The following is an 18,791-nucleotide window of genomic DNA, read 5'->3' as shown; positions in this document are numbered from 1 at the left end:
CCACCATGCAGACATGTTATTTTTCACAGGGCATCTCCCGTCTCGCAGGAGAATTTGCTGAAGCGATTACAGAACTCCTCAGCGAGGTTCGGATCGGCAATACCATTATTGAACTGGATCTCACCGTTAGGCCCGATAGATAGAGGCGGCAATTGTCCCATCGGGTCGTACGGCGTCTTAAGTATCACGCCCTGCCAGGTGGATTCGAGAACCAACATATGTTCCCAGTCCTCCGTATAGCCCCAAACCGTATCACCACCATTTGGAGTGATAGTCACTCTGGCACGACTGTCACCTGAGACATCTTCATCTGTTACATGCGTCTGCAGATACGCCGGTGTGGCATCTGCAATGGGGTCGTAACCCAGCAGATAGATATCACCGCCAGTTGTCTGGACTCTGGTATGTGCATCTTCAACAACCTGCTCATCGACTGAGTCAACCATGGTTCTCGCCGTACCCAGCAGGAATACATCGCCATCCGCACTGGTACCAGACGAACCGTTTGTGCCTGCTGCGATATCTGCCAGGGCATACCCATAGCCTCCGACCACGGTATCCTTATCAACGGTAACCTCCACATCGATATCACCCTCGACCTTCACATCGTGCAGAGCGTAGATTGATGCTGTTCCGTAGGCGATCGCCGAATTACTACCCGACTCCGAATCCACATGGGCGCTCACTGCGACATCGTCGTAAATGACCAGGTCACCACTTGCACTGCCTGTTCCCGCAACCGCCGACATATAGGCGTTTGCGAAGACGCTACCATCGTGATTATTCTCAGCAGAGGCCGAGACATCGATATCACCCGTCAGAGTCAGATTCTCATCAGCGGTGAGCACCGCGCCTGCATTAGCACTGGCAGTTGTGAAGGATGCACTGTTGCTATACGCATATGCGTTCCCATCGACTGTCACACCACCCGTGAGCGTGAGATCACCCGTATCGGCACCACCATCAGCATTGGCATACAACATCCCCATACCATATGCACGGGCGTTGGTACCATCGTTGGCTGATGATAGCGCCTCAACAGAGACAGAAGCGCCTGAGTTGAGTATCGTGTTCGCCCCCTCAAGATTGACTACACCGTAGGCAAAGGCTCCGACATATGAGTTCGCGTTATTGCTTACTGAATCGACATCAAGAGTGAGATCAACGACACCTGTTACTTCAACATTACCCTCATCGGCTTCGGTGGTAACAAAGAGCGTGCCGGTCGCACCAGCAATCCCGTTACTTGAACCATCCACATCATTATTGCTGGCTGAAACCACACCACTTGCCAGCAGATCACCGCCTATCAAGATGTCATCCTGAGCGTGAAGCCCCATGACACCGATACCGTAGGCATTTGCAAATGCATCTTCATCGGCCTCGACACTATTACCTCTGGTCTCTGCATCTGCGGACAGCATCGCGTCGCCCCCGATCACAACAGAACCATCAGAGGCTGAAGCCATTCCGATTGCCACCGCGAGGCCATTGGCACCAGCATCGTCACCAATACCGTATGCCATCACTACGTTGTCAGCAGCCGTTGCATCTGCGCCAAACGAGAGATCCCCATCAATAGTTACACCTGTGTCCGCTGTAACAAATCCACGCGAGTATCCGATGGCGCCTGCGTGTGCCGCACCGTATTCACTGTGTATGGTGTTGCTGTTCGCATCCGCCGCTGCAGAGAAGCCCACATCACCAGAGGCGGTCACCGAACCATGCTCGGCCAGTACCAACCCGTAGGCAAGCGCCCCTGCGCCTGCGTTAACAAAATCATCCGCTGAAGCGAAGTTGCTTGAGGCCGCAGCGTCCGCCGTTACCGAGACACCTTCCACTACCACCGAGTTATAAGCCAGGATATTTCCAAAGGCCACTGCCGTCGCTCCAGCAGCCGCATCGTCATCACCGTAGGCCTCATTACCTGTGGCATCCGCCGAGGCCGCAACCTCGAAATCGCCTGTAATAGAGACATTGCCATTACTACTAATAACCGCGCCGTAGGCCACTCCGTATGCCGAAACTATCGCGTCATCTGAGGAGACATAGGCCGAGTTGTTCGATGAATCGGCCTCGGCAGAGATCTCAACATCAGCGCCGATCACTACATCATCGTCTGCGTGGATATACCCATCCGCCCTTGCTACGGCTGATGCGTACGCGTCGCCGTAATCGCTGACATAAACTTCATTGGAGGCCGACTCAGCATCTGCCGCCACCACTACACCGCCGCCTATGACCACGCTGCCGCTATCAGCAGAAGCCGTCAGATCAGCAAACGCCACAGCCTGCCCACCGTATGCATTATTTAAAATACCGTAACCGGAAACATCGTTTCCTGAAGAGAGTGCGGTAACCGATATCGAAACATCACTACCCACACTCACACCATCCTGACCTACCAGAAGAGCCGCCCCGTAGGCACGCGCTCCTGCATCAATAGCGACTCCATACCCGCAGCCGCGCTGTTATTTATTGACCGAGCCTCGACGGACATATCGAAATCACTGCCAACGACACTACCCGTCACTTGCCAACATCTGCATCATCCCGTAAGCATCAGCTCCGGCCAGGGTTACATTGCCGTATTCCGAAATCGCCACATTACCGGATGAGACTGCCGACGCATCAACATCGACTCCACCGGATACCTGTCACGCCATTCGCTCCGGTCAGCATACCGTAGGCATTGGCATTGGCATTGACATAGGCGTAGCTACCATAGGCAGCGCCGTAGTTACCTGTGCTTTGCGCAACGGCGCTCAACTCGACATCACCCGCCACAGTAACCGCACCATCACTGGCACTTCCATAAAACTCAGCCGATGCGTAGGCCCCTGCTGTTGCAGTACCATTGCTTGAGGCCGTTGCAATATTGTTTGAAGAGATGGCATTCGCGATCACCTCAACACCACCGACCGATACTCCCTTCTGCCCTGTGAGATAACCGGCCGCATCAGCGCTGGCACCTGCATCAGCATCGTTACTCGCATAGACTTCATTGCTATATGACTGCGCGTCGGCCTCCACACTGAAGACACCTGTGATATCGATAGTACCGCTCTCACTGACCACATCAGCGGATGCACTGGCAGACGCATAACTCTCAGCCGCTGAGAACATATTGTTCGAGGTACGTGCGGTCGCCCCGACCTCCAGGTCTCCACCGATCAACACACCATCTTCACCATCAATTGAGAGATCAGCATCTGCGTACCCATAACCCACCGCCGACTCTGATCCAACCACCGTAATCGAGTTGTTTATCGACTGCGCATCCGCGTTCACCGTCACATCGCCGCTGAGATCGATGCTACCGTCATTGGCACTGAACACACCTGCTGCATTGGCTGAGGCATAGGCCTCCGCAGAGTAGTAACTGGTAATCACCTCATTGCTGGAGCTCACCGCAACGGCATCAACGGTGACATCACCACCGACAGAGACGCCGGAATCACCTGTCAAGTTACCGTAGGCATTGGCCACACCGCTGGCATAACCGTAGTAACTGCCTGTGGCATAGACAGAGTTGCCGAGCGACTGGCCATCCGCTGTAACCACCACATCGCCGGTCACATCGACACTGCCGTTTGGTGCTCCCGCTTCTATGGAGGCCGACGCTATTGCGCCACCGTAACCAGCGTAGTAGACCGAAGCCAGTTACTAGAGCTCAGTGCCGACGCTGTGACCGTTACCGAACCGACAGACACTCCCGTATTGCCAACGAGGTCACCATTGGCATTTGCGCTTGCACTCGCATAACCGTAGTAATAGCCGTAGACCTCGTTATCCAGTGACTGCACATCGGCTGTCACTTCAAAGGCACCGGTAATCGCAACACTTCCGTAACTGCTTTCAACATCGGCATCCGCACTACCCCACGCCCAGGCGCTGGCATAACTACTCGAGGCGGAGACCATGTTATTTGAGGATAGCGCTGCAGCGCTAACCGCTACATCGCCATCGAGACTTACACCATATGGCCCTCTAATATCGAGATCAGCCGTTGCATCGGCATAGGCCTGTGCTGAATCACCACTAATGGCATCTGCCGAGTTTCCAATCGACCTCGCATCGGCAGTGACCGAGATATCGCCTACACCATTGACCTCACCGTAGCTCGAATAGATATCGGCAAAGGCTTCAGCATCAGCACTCACATCAGCACCGCTAGAAGCATTCACTGTATTGCCAGAGCTCAGGGTAGTCGCTGAAACATCGATATCGCTCTTCGCCGATGCAGTTCCGACCGTCACATCGCCATAGGCGTTGATCGATGCGGAGGCAACCGCAGATGCCTGGCCATAGGCAGAACCACTTGATGACAGGACATCGTTGTTAACAGACCGTGCGTCGGCCGACACCGATACGTCACCGGTTATATAGACTGCACCGTAATTAGAAACTCCATAACCATAGGCCCACGCCTCGGCCCCCGCCTCGGCAAAGCTAATGCCATAGGCCATGTTGCTTGTAGAGTCAGCTGTCACAGCAACATTAATGGCGCCATATTCAGAGCCGGTAATCGTCACGCCATACTGGCCTGCTACATAACCGTATCCTTCGGCATCGGCATCTGCGGAGGCATACCCACCGTAAGAAGCACCGACAGATGCGGTGTTGTTGGCCGCCTGGGCATCAATCTCAATGGTCACGCTACCCGTGATTGTAACCTCACCCTCATCGGCCTCGATCTCGCCGTAGCCGATCGCATCAGCACTGGCGAAGGCATTGCCATACTCGGAGAAGGCCTTATTACCCGAAGAGAGCGCATCGACACTAACAACCATCCCGCCATCGTGTGCCGCGCTACCCAGCGTGACGCCATCCTCACCGCGAATATCGACACTGCCGTATGCCTCTGCGTCCGCATCTGCATCGACATCTCTACCCAAACTTCCTTGATCAAGCGCTGAGGCAACATTGTTCAAAGACTGCGCATCAACCGTCAGCTCAACCAAACCGTTGATAGAGATCGAACCGTTATCCGCATAGATCTTGTTGTAGCCATATGCATTCGCACTCGCCAGGACCGCTCCATACTCAGAGACGACCGTGTTGTTTGATGAGAGCGCATCGACTGTCACAGAGACACCGGCTTCCGAGGAGGACTCACCGATGGTCACGCCATACTCACCTGCGATGTAAGCGACACCGTAAGCATTACCGTAGGCGTTTACATTTCCGCCGTAGGAAGCCGCACTACCGTATGCCAGATTCGACAGGGTATTGCCCTTGGTCTCGGCAGCTACATCGACAGTCACCGAACCAACGGTTTCCACCTCTCCATCAGGAGCGACGATAACCGCCTGTCCATATGCTTCGGCGCTACCAAACACCTCTCTTCCATATTCACCACCGTGCACAACACCCGCACCAACCACCGCATAGTTGCCTGAAGCGAGCGCCGAAACGGTAACATCCACCGTACCAGCACCGTAGGCGCTACCGAGAGTTACACCATCCTCGCCATAGATTTCGGCATAGCCGTAGGCATCTGCATCGACCTCTGTTTCACCTATGACATAAGAGCCATATGCCGCATTATCAATTGAGTCCGCACTTGCTGTGACTTCAACGCCACCAGTGATCACCACCTCTCCGTAATCAGCCTCGACATCGGCCCGAGCGCGACCCTCGGCACTGGCATCAAGACCGCCGTAGGAGGCGGAAACGACATTACCTGATGAGAGCGCCACTGCAGACACCGTGACGGTCCCAGCGCCACTCGCACTTCCAAGCGTTACTCCGTAGGTACCGGCAACAGAGAAGTTAGCGTCGGCATCGGCATCGGCGTCGGCGTCTTCTGCAGCCACTGCCGTGTTATTCAGCGTGGTCGCTTCAGCAGAAGCTGTGATTGAACCACTGATAAACACCGTTCCATATTCAGCATAAACCTCACCAGAAGCACTCGCCTGGGCACTTGCATTTACATTGTCCTGTGAACTGAGGTAGCCGTAGTTATTTGAGGAGAGCGCATCTGCAGTAACGGTAATATCACCGGCATGAGAGGCATCCCCTAGCGAGACACCATCAGGCCCATTCATCATCAAGTACGCAGCGGCCTCAACATCCAGATCAGCTATTGATTCAGCGCCGTAATAGGGGTCATTCGAGGTATATCCGTAGGCCTGATTTGCCAGGCCGTAGGCATCAGCCGAAACCGTTATTTCTCCAGCGCCTGTGATTGAGCCGTAGTCAGTATCAATAATGAGCGTGGCAAGCGCATCGGCACTGCCTTCCACCTGTACACCGTATTCCGCATCTGATGCGACGAGCAGATTGTTCGATGAGAGTGCATGTGCGTTAACGGTGAAGTCACCCTCAGTAGAACCACTACCCAACGTGACACCGTACTCTGCAGCCAGAAGACCAACGCCGTAACCATTCGCTTTGGCATCAACAAGCGTGCCGTAAACAGCGTCACTTGAAGCCTCGTAACTAGAGCTGTAGGCCATCAGGGTATTGTTTTTCGATTCAGCTGACCCGCTGACCGATGAGACACCGGTCACCTGGATATGACCGCCGTAACTCGAACCCAAATCTCCGTCTGCAAAGACGGTGGCCACACCATAGGCCATGGCGCTACCGAAGATATCGCCACCATAACCGACTACACCGTAGTTACCCGAGGAGAGCGCTGTCGCTGCAACATTAATCCCGCCACCGTCAGATGTTCCGATGGTTACATCACCCGCTTCAGAATCAACAAGAAGGCGTGCATTTGCATTCGCTTCTAGGTGCAGATCATTCCCATAAGACTTGGGAGTGACCACCCAGTTCTCGACAGACTGTGCATCAGCAGTGACTCCTGCTGTTCCCATAACATCGATACCATAGGCAGCTACCAGAACACCGAGTCCGTAGGCATCTGCATTCGCCGTTACAACACCATAATCCCTGACAATACCGTAGTTATTAGAGGAGATGGCCGTTGCACTTACTGTCAGATCGCCCTCGCCTGAGGCGCTACCGAGCGTGATGCCGTTCTCAGTCACATCGAGCACAAACGCAAACGCATCTGCACTAGCACCCAGTTCTACACTGCCATAGTCACCCGAAGTGAAGCCAACATTTCCGTAAGACTCAGCATTTGCGCTGACCTCGAGAGTACCGGTAATGGTGGTCGAATTATCCTCGGGGCTGATGACACCGTATGGTGCAAGCACGTAACCGAGTGAGAGGGCATCCGCATCACCGTTGACGGTGCCGTAGCTTCCCACTTCGGCAAAGTTACTCGAAGCCAGTGCTTCAGCCGAAACCGTCATGTCACCCATCACATTGATACTGCCGTATGGGGTATAAATCGTGCCTCCGGCCAACGCCGTTGCATCAACATTCACGGTCCCGTATTCGCCCGCCACACCGTAGTTATTCGAAGAGATCGCGGTGGCTACCGCAGTCAGATCACCCGCATGTGTACCATCGCCTATTGAGACACCGTACATCGCATTGCCGTACGCCACGGCAAAGGCATTGGCGTCCACATTGACGACACCGTAGCCATCATCGGCAAAGCCGCTATTGCCCAGGGATTGCGCACTGGCAGAAGCGGCTATCGTGGTCACTGCAACCTCACCATAAGGCGCATTAACACCCGCAGTACCATAGGCATCCGCGCTGGCATGAACATCACCACCATCCGCCCCTGCAACGCCATAGTTACCCGAGGAGAGAGCTGTCGCGGTGACATCTACACCACCCTCATGTGAACTACCGCCCAGCATTACTCCGTAGAAACCCAGAATCTCGCCGTAGGCCCTTGCAAACGCATCTAGATGCACGCTACCGCCATCTGAACTCGCCGCCACATCAACACTATTGCTAACCGACTGCGCATCCGCAGTCACCTCAACAGTACCGGCCCCGTAGACCACGTTGGGTGAGAAGACATAGGCAGAGGCGGTTGCATTTGCGCTGCCCCATGCCGTTCCATATTGACTGCCAAACTGAGACATATCGTTGGCCGAGGAGATGGCGGTGGCTGTCACCTGGATATCGCCATCGCTTGAACCGCTGCCCAGCACCACGGCAGCCTCACCCATAACCACCCCGCGGGCGTTCGCATTGGCATCGGCCTCAAATGATGCACCTTCTGAATCATCACCGTAGGCGACTAAGACATTGCCATAGGTCTTGGCATCGGCCTCGACAGACATAGCTCCTGTCACCTGTGCCACACCTACCGGTGCAATCACAGCTCCATATGCTGATGCTTCAGCACTGCCATAGGCCTCAGAGCCTGCGGCTGTAATTGTGTTGGATGAGGAGAGTGCAACGGCCGAGACGTCCATCCCACCGCTTGATGAAGTACTGCCCAGCGACACACCATAGGCACCGTAGGCATAGCCATAGGCATCGGCATCGGCATTGGCTCTCACAGTATCCTCACCGACGGAAACGGTATTACCGATCGATTCTGCGGTTGCATCAATCCTGACCGTGCCATCAACATCGACCACGCCATCATCGGCTTCGACATAACCGTAGGCGGATGCGTAGGCATCAGCCACTGCAAAATCACCATAGGAGGCCGTGACAATATTGCCACTGGCAAGCGCATCGGCCGTCACAACCAGATCGGAGTCGTTGATCATGGAAACGCCAGCACCATATTCGCTATAGATACGGCCAGTGGCATTGGCGCTGGCTCGAGCGTTAGCACCTGAACCGTAGGCGTTTACCGTGTTTCCATAGGTCTCGGCATCTGCTGCGACAGAGACATCACCATCGACAGTCACTGCACCATATTCAGTAATGATTTGACCATCGGCAGATGCAAGCGCAGATGCAAGCGCGCCAACGCCATAACTGGCAGAGACCAGATTCGAGCTGCTTAAGGCCACCGCATTTACGTCAAGGTCGCCAGTCAGCGAGACACCATATTTACCGTTGATAGTGGCTGTTGCGTCACCATAGGCATTCGCGACCAATAAATCGGATGGGATCACACCATATCCAACGACACTGTTTCCATAGGTCTCAGCCGAGGCGGTTACACCCAAATCGCCGGTGACGCTTACCATGCCACCGTATGCTGCAGAGCCATTCTCGCCATAGGCCGTTACCACCAGATCAGCCTCAACGGAGGCATCGGCACGCGCAAACTCTTCAATCACATCAACCGTATTATCACTGGAGAGGCCGTATGCCTCGACATCTCCACTACCATTGATGGTGACTGAGTCCTGCGCGAGGATAGTCGCATTAGCATCAGCAGATGCATTTGCGTATGCACCGTACTGGCCACCGTCAACCGTATTGTTTAGCGTCTGAGCTGATGCGAGCACATCAAAACCCGACATTGCAACAAACGCGCTACCGCTGCTTGTGCCGTCATCGACTGAAACGTTGAGCTGTGCATCCGCCATCGCAGCTGCTATTGCACCATAACCAAGGAGAGGAACATCAACGTTATTGCTGTTCGTCAGGGCATCGGCAGTCACACTAATACCGTAATCGGTCTCGAATGAGAGTTCTGCATCAATATCAACCGAGGCCGCGGCACGCGCCATCGCATAGGCACCATAGGAGGCCGAAGCATCGTTATCGATACTGTCCGCAGTCGCCGAAACGGTTACATCGTCATTAATCGTAACCCCACCATCGACCGCCTGCAGTGATAGCTCAGCATCGGCATAGGCATTAGCAATGCCGTATGAAGCGCCACCATCGACAACGTCCTTGGCTACCACGGTATTCTCATCTGAAAGCGCATCGACATCGATCGTAATCGCATCAACCGTTATACCGTCGGTGACCGTGACCCCGCTGCTAATCACGCTCATCAGACCATAGGCTGCCGCACCACCGTGCGCATAATCTCCCTCGGCCTTAACATTATTCTTTAACGACTGCGCATCGACATCGATAGATACCGAGCCCTCGACCGTCGCATCGCCACTCGCGCTCACCATCAACGTGCCATAAGCCACAGCACCGCCATAGGCCACATCACTATTATCGGCAGACGCGTGATTCTGTGAGCTAATCGCTGAAGCAGTAACCTGATTGCTGTCACCGTGGAGAATCACATCCTCATTAGCCATGAAGCTGGCATTTGCTATCGCCGTGACCGTAGTGATCGCAACAGCAGATTCTGCCGTCGCACTATTGTTATATCCGTAGGCATTTGCAGCTACGTTCACACTGCCATCCAGCTCGATATCAGCCTCATTTGCAGTAATACTCAAATCCGCACTAGCGAAAACTGACGCCTCTGCACCATCGTCTGCTGTCGTAACCGCACTGTTGTTGTTGGCGGTTACACCTGCCGTTACGCTGTAGAGCGCCGGAGATCCATCACTGCTCAGATGCACGCCATCTGCCACAAGTGTGGCGGCGGCGGTTGCCCGCGCACGGACCGACGCACCCGAACCGTCAATTGCACGATTTGAGGAGGAGAGGGTCTGCGCATCAACGCTCAGATCGCCATTGAGACGAATATTATTACCCGCCGTGACGTCAAGAGTAGCCATAGCCGAGGCCGTCTCATCAGTACCACCGGTATTCAAGTTGTGATCGGCCTGCGCAGTTACTGAGACATCGCCATTAATCACCACATCCGCACTGGTGCCGAAGGCGTGAAGATCAACATCGGCGAGCGCTGTCTGATCATTGCCGTCGCCAGCATGCACGTCGATCGATCCGATATTCAGATCGCCGTTACCCGCCTTGACGGTCAGCGAACCACCATCGGTGATCTCGATGTTACCGATATTGACCGCACCTGAAGCGGCTATCTGTGCTGTTGTGGCCGCAGCCGATGCTGAAAGCGAGGTATTTAGCGTCCTGATTGTGACATCGCCCGCAGCAGCACGAATAGTGTTATCGGTATTGGCAAAAGCGATTGAACCATCGGCGTTCAATGTCTGTAGAACGATATTGTAATCGCCAAGATCGAGTACGCCATCGGTCACGAGGTCATTCATGGTGATTGACTGGTTTGCCTCAAGAAAGACATCCGCACTCAAACCCTCAATGGTGTCTTCTTTGATGTATGTAATCGAGCCTGATGTAGCAGCTGATGTCGCATTAATAGTCGATCCAGAAACTCCGGAAGTTGTGGCACTTTGATCCAAAATGACAATATGATCGGGATCAATTAGCAAAACACCATTCTCACCATTTGGCGCGGATGCGTCGATACCGCCCTGGAAGACGACCTTCTTGGCGCTGACCTCAACAAAACCACCGTCACCTGTCTCATCACCACCACGCGCAGAAATCTTCGCGCCTTCTTTGAAGTAGTTGATCTGGTCAGCCCAGGTGAGCACGGTACCACCGTCACCATTGGCACCTGCATCTGCACTAATCACTGCGCCATCATTGATTTCGATGCTTCCACGGCTATCGAGCAGCACGGTACCGCCGTTTCCATCTTCAGCGAAGGCATCCGCGTCGATCACACCATTCAGACCGATAATGCTATCGATCATCTGTGATGCGGTTTCTGCAGTAATGGTGATCAAACCAGAGCGCGCACGAAGGGTGCCGCTGTTATCGACACCAAGCTTGTCACCCTCAGCAGCAATCACATCCGCATTTTCATCTGAGACGACGAAGTTGATCAGGCCATCACCCTTCAGATCGAGCGAGAAGCTGTTGGTGCCCGCAAGATGAACCTCGCCGAGGTCAGCCTGCACATAACCGGTATTCTCTACGTAGGGCGCAGCAAGAATGGCGAAGCCGCCCTCGGAGACGGTGATGTAACCGTGGTTGATAACGTTGCCGGTGCCGCTACCGATGAAGGAGAACCTGCCGTCATCTTCATTGAGGGTATTGGCAGTGGTGGCGATCAGAGAGCCGACGTTAACCTGTGAAGTACCGTGGAAGGTAATACCAGCGTCATTAATAATGAAGACGCGACCGTTGGCAGTCAGCGCGCCTCTTAGCTCACTTGGTACTCCACCGATTACACGGTTGATCGCAATAGAGAGTTCATTGGGTTGAGCGAAGGTGATCGATTCACCGACTTCACTGGAGAAGTCTTGCCAGTCGATATCCAATCGATTCGTTGTTTGATCTATTAAGGTATCGGCATCGTTCTGGGTAATGCTACCTGAACCGACTGTGATCTCTCCGCCAACCGGACCGGCATTGGCTGAAACCGTGGTGAAAACAAGGGTTCCTGCCAGCGTTAGCCGCGCACATACCGAAACTTCCTGTTTGTTACGTTTCGCACGACGCCACTGGGGAGTCGCTATTTTGCGAAAGTTTGTTTTGGGCATCCAAGCCCAAGCAAACAGCAAAACTTCACGCGACCGTTTATGCCTGCGGCGCCCCGACCGTCCTGCGTTCGTTGCGTAATCACCTCTTCGCGGCTCTACACAACTTCCTCACTGACTCTACGCCGACATCTTCTTCGTCGTTCGCTCGCGCTCTCAACTACGAATAGGCAGACGGCGTCGACTATCGAGGGCTAACCGCCTTCACTTCGCTATCCATGGCGGTCAGCGGTGGAACAGTTCCTTTTTCTGAACGGTGATCATCTTTTCTTCTCCTAGCCGCAGCTGCCACTGCGATAGTTAAAATTCTTATTTAAGACCGCTATCAAAACGGCCTTCGCATACCTTCACAAATTAGTTAGCGTTGCATTCTGAGACTTCCGTCACAATCAAGTCAACACCCCATATTAAATAAGGAGTTACTAATTTATTAATGTGACACAATTAACAGAATCTATCCTATTGATATGACTCTAAAGTGGCGCAATATCGACACTTCGCCCGCCCAGAATCAGGAATATTTAGTCCCTTTACTCGGACTCGTATCAGACCCCACCTCGTGATTCGCCATCAAAATTGCGCTGTAACGATTCAATCTCAAAACCACAGCGCCCCACCCCGCCATATCCTTGCTGGCATACGATGAGATGGGGCGCTGTGGTTGTTGCGCTGTAGTCTCCGCTTAGAGGTGCAGGTCGATCGCCTCTCGGGGAAGAGAGACCAGACTTTTCAGAGCGCCTCGACCTCGTCGATCACCTGCCTGGCCATCGCCTCGACACCGGAGGGGATAATGCGAGTGGCCGGCATACCGACCACACCGGAGATGGCCATCTGGAAATGGAAGCGCTTCCAGTAACCGAGCAGCATTCAGCTCCTATTCACCATGTTTCAACAGCTTCTGAACCACCTCTACCAAACGACTTGTAAGGGTTTCGCGATCGAAATTGATGTTTCTCTGTACGAACTCATCAGCCGCCTTTTGATAGCGCTCATCCTCACAGAGCTGCTTGAACTTATTGGCCATGCCGCCCTGACGTAGCTTTGGAGCAGCAAGACCAACACCCAGTGCCGCCACACGGCTGGCAAGAATCATCTGTTCAAGTTGAAGTGGCAGTAGCAGTTGAGGCAAACCCGCCAACAGCAGAGAGGCGATGGTACCGTGATTGGCGTTAGTTATAGCTACCTGCGCACTTTTACCCACCAGCCCCATATCGAGCGGCTGATCGACAAACTTCAGTGTCTTTGAGCTAAATCGATCCTTGGTCTCCTGCTTGATACCATCGCCATATATCAGTGTCGGATTTCCGAACTTATTGAGCATCTGCAGTAGTGCCGGGAGGGTTTTAAATGGCTTGAGATAGGCAAACACACGCTTGCCTCTTCCTTCAGGCCAGCCAGGTTCTACGCCTGGCTTATCTGGTCCTATACCGAGATATTCGCAATCATCACGCCCTCCATAGTGATCGAGTTCTTTGAAGGTTCTAAAGAGCTTGCGATCGACATCAAACATCGATTTCCAGGAGTTGATCTCGGGGAGAGCAAGCCGCTTGGTTACTTCGAGGATTTTGTCGAGCACCTGCTGTTCGTCACTTCGAACCTTTTCATCATCGGTCTTGGGACTGGTGAAGAGCATCGGCAGCTGTTCATCGGAAGGGGGAATGAAAAACCCACTGCCAATTAAAATTCGCTTTAGTTCAAAGCCTTTAGAGGTGATCAAGGCGCTCGGACTGTGGTCAAGTACTACTAGGTCGGGTTTGACCATCCTGTAGAGCTCCTGCCATGCACGTACCAGTGCAGTCAGGCGATAGACATCGGAGAAGCCGGTGTTATGAATGATCTGCGCATAGCTGTTGGTGGGGCGAATCGGTGCCTCGATCTTCTTTACCTGCGAAGGCGCCTGGATGTAGCGAATCCCGGTTCCCTCGAACAGTCGTTCGGCGCGTGAGAGTTCACGCATTGCAAAGACCACGTCATGACCATTATCAACCAAACGCTTTGCTGCGTTGATATAGGGCATCACATGCCCCATGCCTGCGCCTAGCTCCCAGGTAAACAGCACAACCGACATCCTACGCTCCCTATAATTATGCTAATTATTGACGCAACCAACCACGCCAGCGCGCCCCAGCAAAATGTGAAGCGCCCTGAATATTAATCGGTGGATTTGAGAAAATGGTGCCGACACGAGGACTTGAACCCCGAACCTACTGATTACAAATCAGTTGCACTACCAGTTGTGCTATGTCGGCTATATAGATGGGCAACGGGCCTGCGCCAATTGCAAGCTGCGCATTCTAGACCAACATCACTGTAATGCCAATTATTTACACGCCATTCTGTTCAACTGAGCCTCGGGTGAGATAGCCTCAATCTCACTCCATAGGGCCTCACTGAGCGCATTTTTACCACGATAATCTAGCCAGTAACGCGTCTCTTTCTTCATGCGATCTTCAATCTGTGGCTTAAAGCCCATCTTTTCGATCACACGCTTGCGCTGCACAGCACTCTGTTTCTGTTTAAACACACCGAGTGATACGGCATTTTTTCTACCACTGGCAAGCACAACAAAATAGTCCTGGATGCCCATTTCAGAGAGTTTTGTGGCAGCCTCAAGTGCCTTGGTGCGACTTGTATATGGCGGCAATAGCACCCAGTAACCAAATCGTTCTTCAACAAAGGTTCTGCGTTTACTGCTTGATAAACCAGCAGCAGATATTTTCTCAGCACTCTGACTTGCATGATCGTCACTCTTAAAGGGACCGATCTCAAAACAGATATCTTGCGAAGGTGGTGGCTCCACCACAACAGCAACGGGGGGGACGAATGGCATAGGAGCCGATACAGGCTCGACACGATTAATCAGCTGTTGCTCAGATGTATCAACCCATTCGCTAAGTAGCTGCAGCTTTGCTACATCATCCGCAATCGGTGCAATCGTGACAGCGCCATCAACACTCGTTTCATTGATATAGAGCCAGCCGAAGAGGCCTAGATTACAGATAAGTAGCAAGATGAAGAGCTTTTTCATTCTATTCCCGTGGAGAGTAACGCCAATCCTTTAAGTACCAGTTCATGGTCATGTCTGATTGTTATTCTAAAATACGGCAGAAGACACGAAGCATCACCACCGGTGATCACAACTACCGGTTCCGATTCTAATTCGTGTTTGTACTGCGCCACAACCCGCTCGATAAGTGCGACAACACTTTGCACAGAGCCACTAACTATAGCGTCGTCAGTATTTCGTGCCCACTGCCCGACTTGACCACGACTCGATAGTTCAATCCCAGACGTATTCTTCCCCAATACCTCTTGCATCATCTGAACACCAGGGGTTATTAAGCCACCTAGATGTTGGCCTGCACCATTTAGGCAGTCGATCGTGACCGCCGTGCCGCAGTCCACCACAATTGTCTCTCTTTCGTAATCCTTCCATGCAGCCAGCATCGCCATCCAACGATCTACACCCAGCTTTTCTGGGGTGTCATATCCATTTGTGACACCAAATAACGACTGAGTTGATCGTACAAACTCGGCATCTATTCCCCACAATTCTTTGCTGACTGTTTGTATTGTTCGATTTACCTTCTCAGATGAAACTGTCGACACCAACACTCTTTGAGGGATATCGGTCACACTCCATGCCGCAGTGAGTTGAGCATCAAAACGATCTAAATCAGGGATTAATACTCGAGCTTCTATCTCTCCATAGGCATTAAACGGTGCCCACTTTAATCGTGAATTCCCAGAATCGACTAGCAGTATCATTCTGTGACTCTCAGGCTCACTTCGCCTGATGCATATGATCGAACCACACCATCTGACTCAATTCGTATAGAACCCAATGAGTCTATACCGCGCGCAATTCCATCAATCCTTTTGTTGCCAAGTTGCAGGCTGACCTTTTGATTAACAACTGCATCAGCCAAGCTCCACTCTTCAATAAACTGTTCGAAACCACTGTTATCAAGTACAGAACAGGCATCTAGAATGGACTCAATTAACGCACCCGTCAGTTCGTTTCGTGAGGGCAAGTTATCACCAACTATAGAACTGAGATCAATCCATGGTTGGTCGATATTAGTGCCATTAGGCATACGATAGTTTATACCAACACCCACTACCATTTTACATTCAGATAGTGGGTCACCAGACAATTCAACTAAGACACCGCCAAGCTTCTTACCTTTCCACATTAGATCGTTCGGCCACTTTACGCTTAGCTCACACGGCATAAGTGAAAGGATGGCTTTCCGCACTGCCAATCCAATAGCTAGACTAATACCGCCAAGATCAGCCACGCCTCGATCAAATGAATAAAATAATGATAGATAGATGCTTGCAGCAAAAGGCGAGCACCAATTCCTACCGCGACGCCCCCGCCCCTCACTCTGATACTCAGCAACAACTGCTCTAGGCTTAACCCAATCATTATCAATCCGTTCCATAAGATAACTATTGGTCGAGGGAACCGACTCGAGCACCAGTAGTTGCTCTAGGTTCCTGTCTTTATTGGTCATATATTCACTACAGATTTTATGTGATTCGAGCAACTCAACCGAATGTTCAAGTGAATATCCTCGCCCACGTATCGCAAATATTGTCATCCCCATTTTTTGTAGCAACTTAATACTTTTCCAAACAGCAGCCCGACTGACTCCCAATTCCCTACCCAGCTCTTCGCCTGAGTGGAAGCGTCCATTTGAGAGCAACTGTAAAAGATTGTGATGCATACTCATGCGAGCCATTGTAACAGTGGAAATCGATTCCTACGTGAAAGCAGTTTGAAGAGATAAAGATTTGCATCCGCTGACCGCCATGGAGAGCGAAGTGAGGGCGGTTAGTCCCCGATAGTCGACGCCGTCTGCCTATTCGTAGTTGAGAGCGCGAGCGAACGACGGAGAAGATGCAGCAGCGGCTTTATGTCGGCGTAGAGTCACTGAGGGAGTTGTGTAGAGCAGCGAAGAGGTGATTACGCAACGAACGCAGGACGTCGGGCGCCGCAGGCATAAACGGTCGCGTGAAGTTTTGCTGTTTGCTTGGCTTGGATGCCCAAAACAAACTTTCGCAAAATAGCGACTCCCGGTGGTCTATTCATGGGCATGGTATTTCCTCTCTACGCTCAATTTTTTGTCGAGTGGAAAGAGGGAATGAAGCTCTGGTTTATTGTTGGATGCCTAATAGCCGGCACATCAATTGGCGTCATTAACTATGTGCTGGTCAATATTGTTCTATTAAGGAAAGTAAGACGCATTTCAGATGTTGCAAAGGCTGTCAGTCAAAATGATATCTCACATCAGTGCACCATCGAGAGCAATGACGTTATTGGAGAGATCGTGAACAGCGTCAACCAGATGACCGAAAATCTTCGCCATATGATTTCGCAGATATCAGACTCATCATCCCATCTGACTCAATCAAGTGAGCTACTCCAGACCATTACAAGCGAAACAAGCCATAGAGTTAATCAGCAACAGGTCGAAACTGAGCAGGTTGCAAATGCCATGAACGAGATGTCTTCTATGGTGCAAAACGTTGCTCACCACGCCGAACAGGCAGCAGAAGCCGCGAAACAAGCCGATATTGATGCCAACAAGGGTCATCAAGTTGTGAATAGCACTATCAATAGCATCAACACTCTAGCGAGCGAAGTTGAGAAAGCGACCACTGTAATCAATAAACTAGAAGCAGATAGCGAAAACGTTGGTGTCGTTCTGGATGTTATTAAAGGGATCGCAGAACAGACAAATCTACTAGCACTGAATGCTGCGATAGAAGCCGCTCGTGCTGGTGAACAAGGTAGGGGATTCGCTGTTGTCGCCGACGAAGTTCGCACGCTCGCCTCACGGACTCAGGAATCAACGCAAGAGATTCAAGAGATAATTGAACATCTTCAAGAGGGAGCTCGTAATGCCGCAGCAGCAATGCAGGTCGGAAGTAATCAGACTCAAACAAGCGTGACTCAGGCAGGAGAAGCTGGAGCAGCATTGGCTTCAATTGCTAGTGCTGTCACAAATATCTCGGAGATGACATCTCAAATAGCCAATTCATCTAGTGAACAGGAAAGAATGTCAGAAGAGATCAACAATAACGTAGTCAATATTAGTGACTCTGCTAAAGAGACAGCCATAAGCGTACAGCAGACCTCAGAATCTAGTAACGAGATGGGACAACTAACATCCAAGTTGGAATCACTGATTCAACGCTTCAAAGTTTAATGAAGCACTAATTATGGTACAGAGGCGGACTATTTAGATTGTGCTAGCTGCTTTGACGCCTTAACTCTATAACCAGAAGAAAACCACCTTTAGTCGGTAGCTGCTTCCGCTAGAGCACAAGGTAACGAATTACTTCAATGGTTATTCACCTTGCAACACTATTGACTGAACGTTCACACCCAGATCGAACGCTTTCCACTTAACAATCCATGACATAGAAAACCAATACACAGCTAAGATGACGTTCTTTGGTTCTATTTAAAACAAACCACTCTTTGCCTTAAAACCCTCAATAGCCATTGAATAATATGCTTGCTTGAAGCGCTGAACTACACTGAGTGAT

At 51.9% G+C, this 18,791-nt stretch carries 12 protein-coding genes and 1 tRNA gene; 2 read left to right on the top strand and 11 right to left on the bottom strand.

What is annotated here, in order from left to right:
* Positions 1 to 23: 23 nt before the first annotated feature.
* The 4 genes from HUE57_RS07025 to HUE57_RS07015 form a co-directional block, all read right to left on the bottom strand.
* A complete protein-coding gene (locus HUE57_RS07025) occupies positions 24 to 2,384 on the bottom strand; it encodes a beta strand repeat-containing protein (RefSeq protein ID WP_174672955.1) in 2,361 nt (786 codons plus the stop codon).
* Between the two features lie 17 nt (positions 2,385 to 2,401).
* Entirely contained in the window at positions 2,402 to 2,533 is a 132-nt protein-coding gene (locus tag HUE57_RS19590) for a hypothetical protein (RefSeq protein ID WP_272902026.1), read from the bottom strand.
* Between the two features lie 98 nt (positions 2,534 to 2,631).
* A complete protein-coding gene (locus HUE57_RS07020) occupies positions 2,632 to 3,579 on the bottom strand; it encodes a hypothetical protein (protein WP_174672954.1) in 948 nt (315 codons plus the stop codon).
* A 44-nt stretch (positions 3,580 to 3,623) separates the two neighbouring features.
* A complete protein-coding gene (locus tag HUE57_RS07015; protein WP_174672953.1) occupies positions 3,624 to 12,233 on the bottom strand; it encodes a two-partner secretion domain-containing protein in 8,610 nt (2,869 codons plus the stop codon).
* Positions 12,234 to 12,272: 39 nt separating this feature from the next.
* Between HUE57_RS07015 and HUE57_RS07010 the strand changes: the two genes are divergently transcribed.
* Entirely contained in the window at positions 12,273 to 12,428 is a 156-nt protein-coding gene (locus tag HUE57_RS07010) for a hypothetical protein (RefSeq protein WP_174672952.1), read from the top strand.
* A gap of 531 nt (positions 12,429 to 12,959) precedes the next feature.
* On the opposite strand, the gene HUE57_RS07005 is transcribed toward HUE57_RS07010, so the two are convergent.
* The 7 genes from HUE57_RS07005 to HUE57_RS06975 all read right to left on the bottom strand — a co-directional run bounded on the left by HUE57_RS07005 (position 12,960) and on the right by HUE57_RS06975 (position 17,291).
* A complete protein-coding gene (locus tag HUE57_RS07005) occupies positions 12,960 to 13,097 on the bottom strand; it encodes a hypothetical protein (protein WP_174672951.1) in 138 nt (45 codons plus the stop codon).
* Positions 13,098 to 13,104: 7 nt separating this feature from the next.
* A complete protein-coding gene (locus tag HUE57_RS07000; protein ID WP_174672950.1) occupies positions 13,105 to 14,298 on the bottom strand; it encodes a hypothetical protein in 1,194 nt (397 codons plus the stop codon).
* Between the two features lie 105 nt (positions 14,299 to 14,403).
* Positions 14,404 to 14,479 (bottom strand) — tRNA-Thr (locus HUE57_RS06995).
* 71 nt (positions 14,480 to 14,550) lie between these two features.
* Positions 14,551 to 15,258 (bottom strand): SPOR domain-containing protein, encoded by a 708-nt coding sequence (locus HUE57_RS06990; protein WP_135622180.1) that lies wholly within the window; start codon positions 15,256 to 15,258, stop codon positions 14,551 to 14,553.
* Positions 15,255 to 15,998, bottom strand: a complete 744-nt coding sequence (locus HUE57_RS06985) for a type III pantothenate kinase (RefSeq protein WP_078483629.1) — start codon at positions 15,996 to 15,998, stop codon at positions 15,255 to 15,257. Before HUE57_RS06985 ends, HUE57_RS06990 begins: the two co-directional genes overlap by 4 nt.
* Positions 15,995 to 16,963, bottom strand: coding sequence for a bifunctional biotin--[acetyl-CoA-carboxylase] ligase/biotin operon repressor BirA (birA, locus tag HUE57_RS06980; protein ID WP_174672949.1), 969 nt, complete (start codon positions 16,961 to 16,963; stop codon positions 15,995 to 15,997). The genes HUE57_RS06985 and birA overlap by 4 nt, the downstream gene beginning before the upstream one ends.
* Positions 16,964 to 17,150: 187 nt before the next feature.
* Positions 17,151 to 17,291 (bottom strand): hypothetical protein, encoded by a 141-nt coding sequence (locus HUE57_RS06975; RefSeq protein WP_174672948.1) that lies wholly within the window; start codon positions 17,289 to 17,291, stop codon positions 17,151 to 17,153.
* A gap of 89 nt (positions 17,292 to 17,380) precedes the next feature.
* On the opposite strand from HUE57_RS06975, the gene HUE57_RS06970 reads away from it, so the two are divergent.
* The gene (locus HUE57_RS06970; protein WP_236860700.1) at positions 17,381 to 18,448 is read left to right on the top strand and encodes a methyl-accepting chemotaxis protein; all 1,068 of its coding nucleotides are present in this window, start codon (positions 17,381 to 17,383) and stop codon (positions 18,446 to 18,448) included.
* Positions 18,449 to 18,791 lie beyond the last annotated feature (343 nt).

Origin of the sequence: Candidatus Reidiella endopervernicosa, assembly GCF_013343005.1 — a bacterium.
GTDB lineage: Bacteria > Pseudomonadota > Gammaproteobacteria.
The sequence above is the reverse complement of the archived record's forward strand: the minus strand, read 5'-3'. Positions and strand labels throughout refer to the sequence as shown.

What these genes read in the sequence shown, in the direction of transcription:
- HUE57_RS07015 (WP_174672953.1), bottom strand. Translation starts at nt 12,233, where the DNA reads ATGCCCAAAACAAACTTTCGCAAAATAGCGACTCCCCAGTGGCGTCGT.
- HUE57_RS07010 (WP_174672952.1), top strand. Translation starts at nt 12,273, where the DNA reads ATGCCTGCGGCGCCCCGACCGTCCTGCGTTCGTTGCGTAATCACCTCT.
- HUE57_RS07005 (WP_174672951.1), bottom strand. Translation starts at nt 13,097, where the DNA reads ATGCTGCTCGGTTACTGGAAGCGCTTCCATTTCCAGATGGCCATCTCC.
- HUE57_RS07000 (WP_174672950.1), bottom strand. Translation starts at nt 14,298, where the DNA reads ATGTCGGTTGTGCTGTTTACCTGGGAGCTAGGCGCAGGCATGGGGCAT.
- HUE57_RS06990 (WP_135622180.1), bottom strand. Translation starts at nt 15,258, where the DNA reads ATGAAAAAGCTCTTCATCTTGCTACTTATCTGTAATCTAGGCCTCTTC.
- HUE57_RS06985 (WP_078483629.1), bottom strand. Translation starts at nt 15,998, where the DNA reads ATGATACTGCTAGTCGATTCTGGGAATTCACGATTAAAGTGGGCACCG.
- birA (WP_174672949.1), bottom strand. Translation starts at nt 16,963, where the DNA reads ATGCATCACAATCTTTTACAGTTGCTCTCAAATGGACGCTTCCACTCA.
- HUE57_RS06970 (WP_236860700.1), top strand. Translation starts at nt 17,381, where the DNA reads ATGAAGCTCTGGTTTATTGTTGGATGCCTAATAGCCGGCACATCAATT.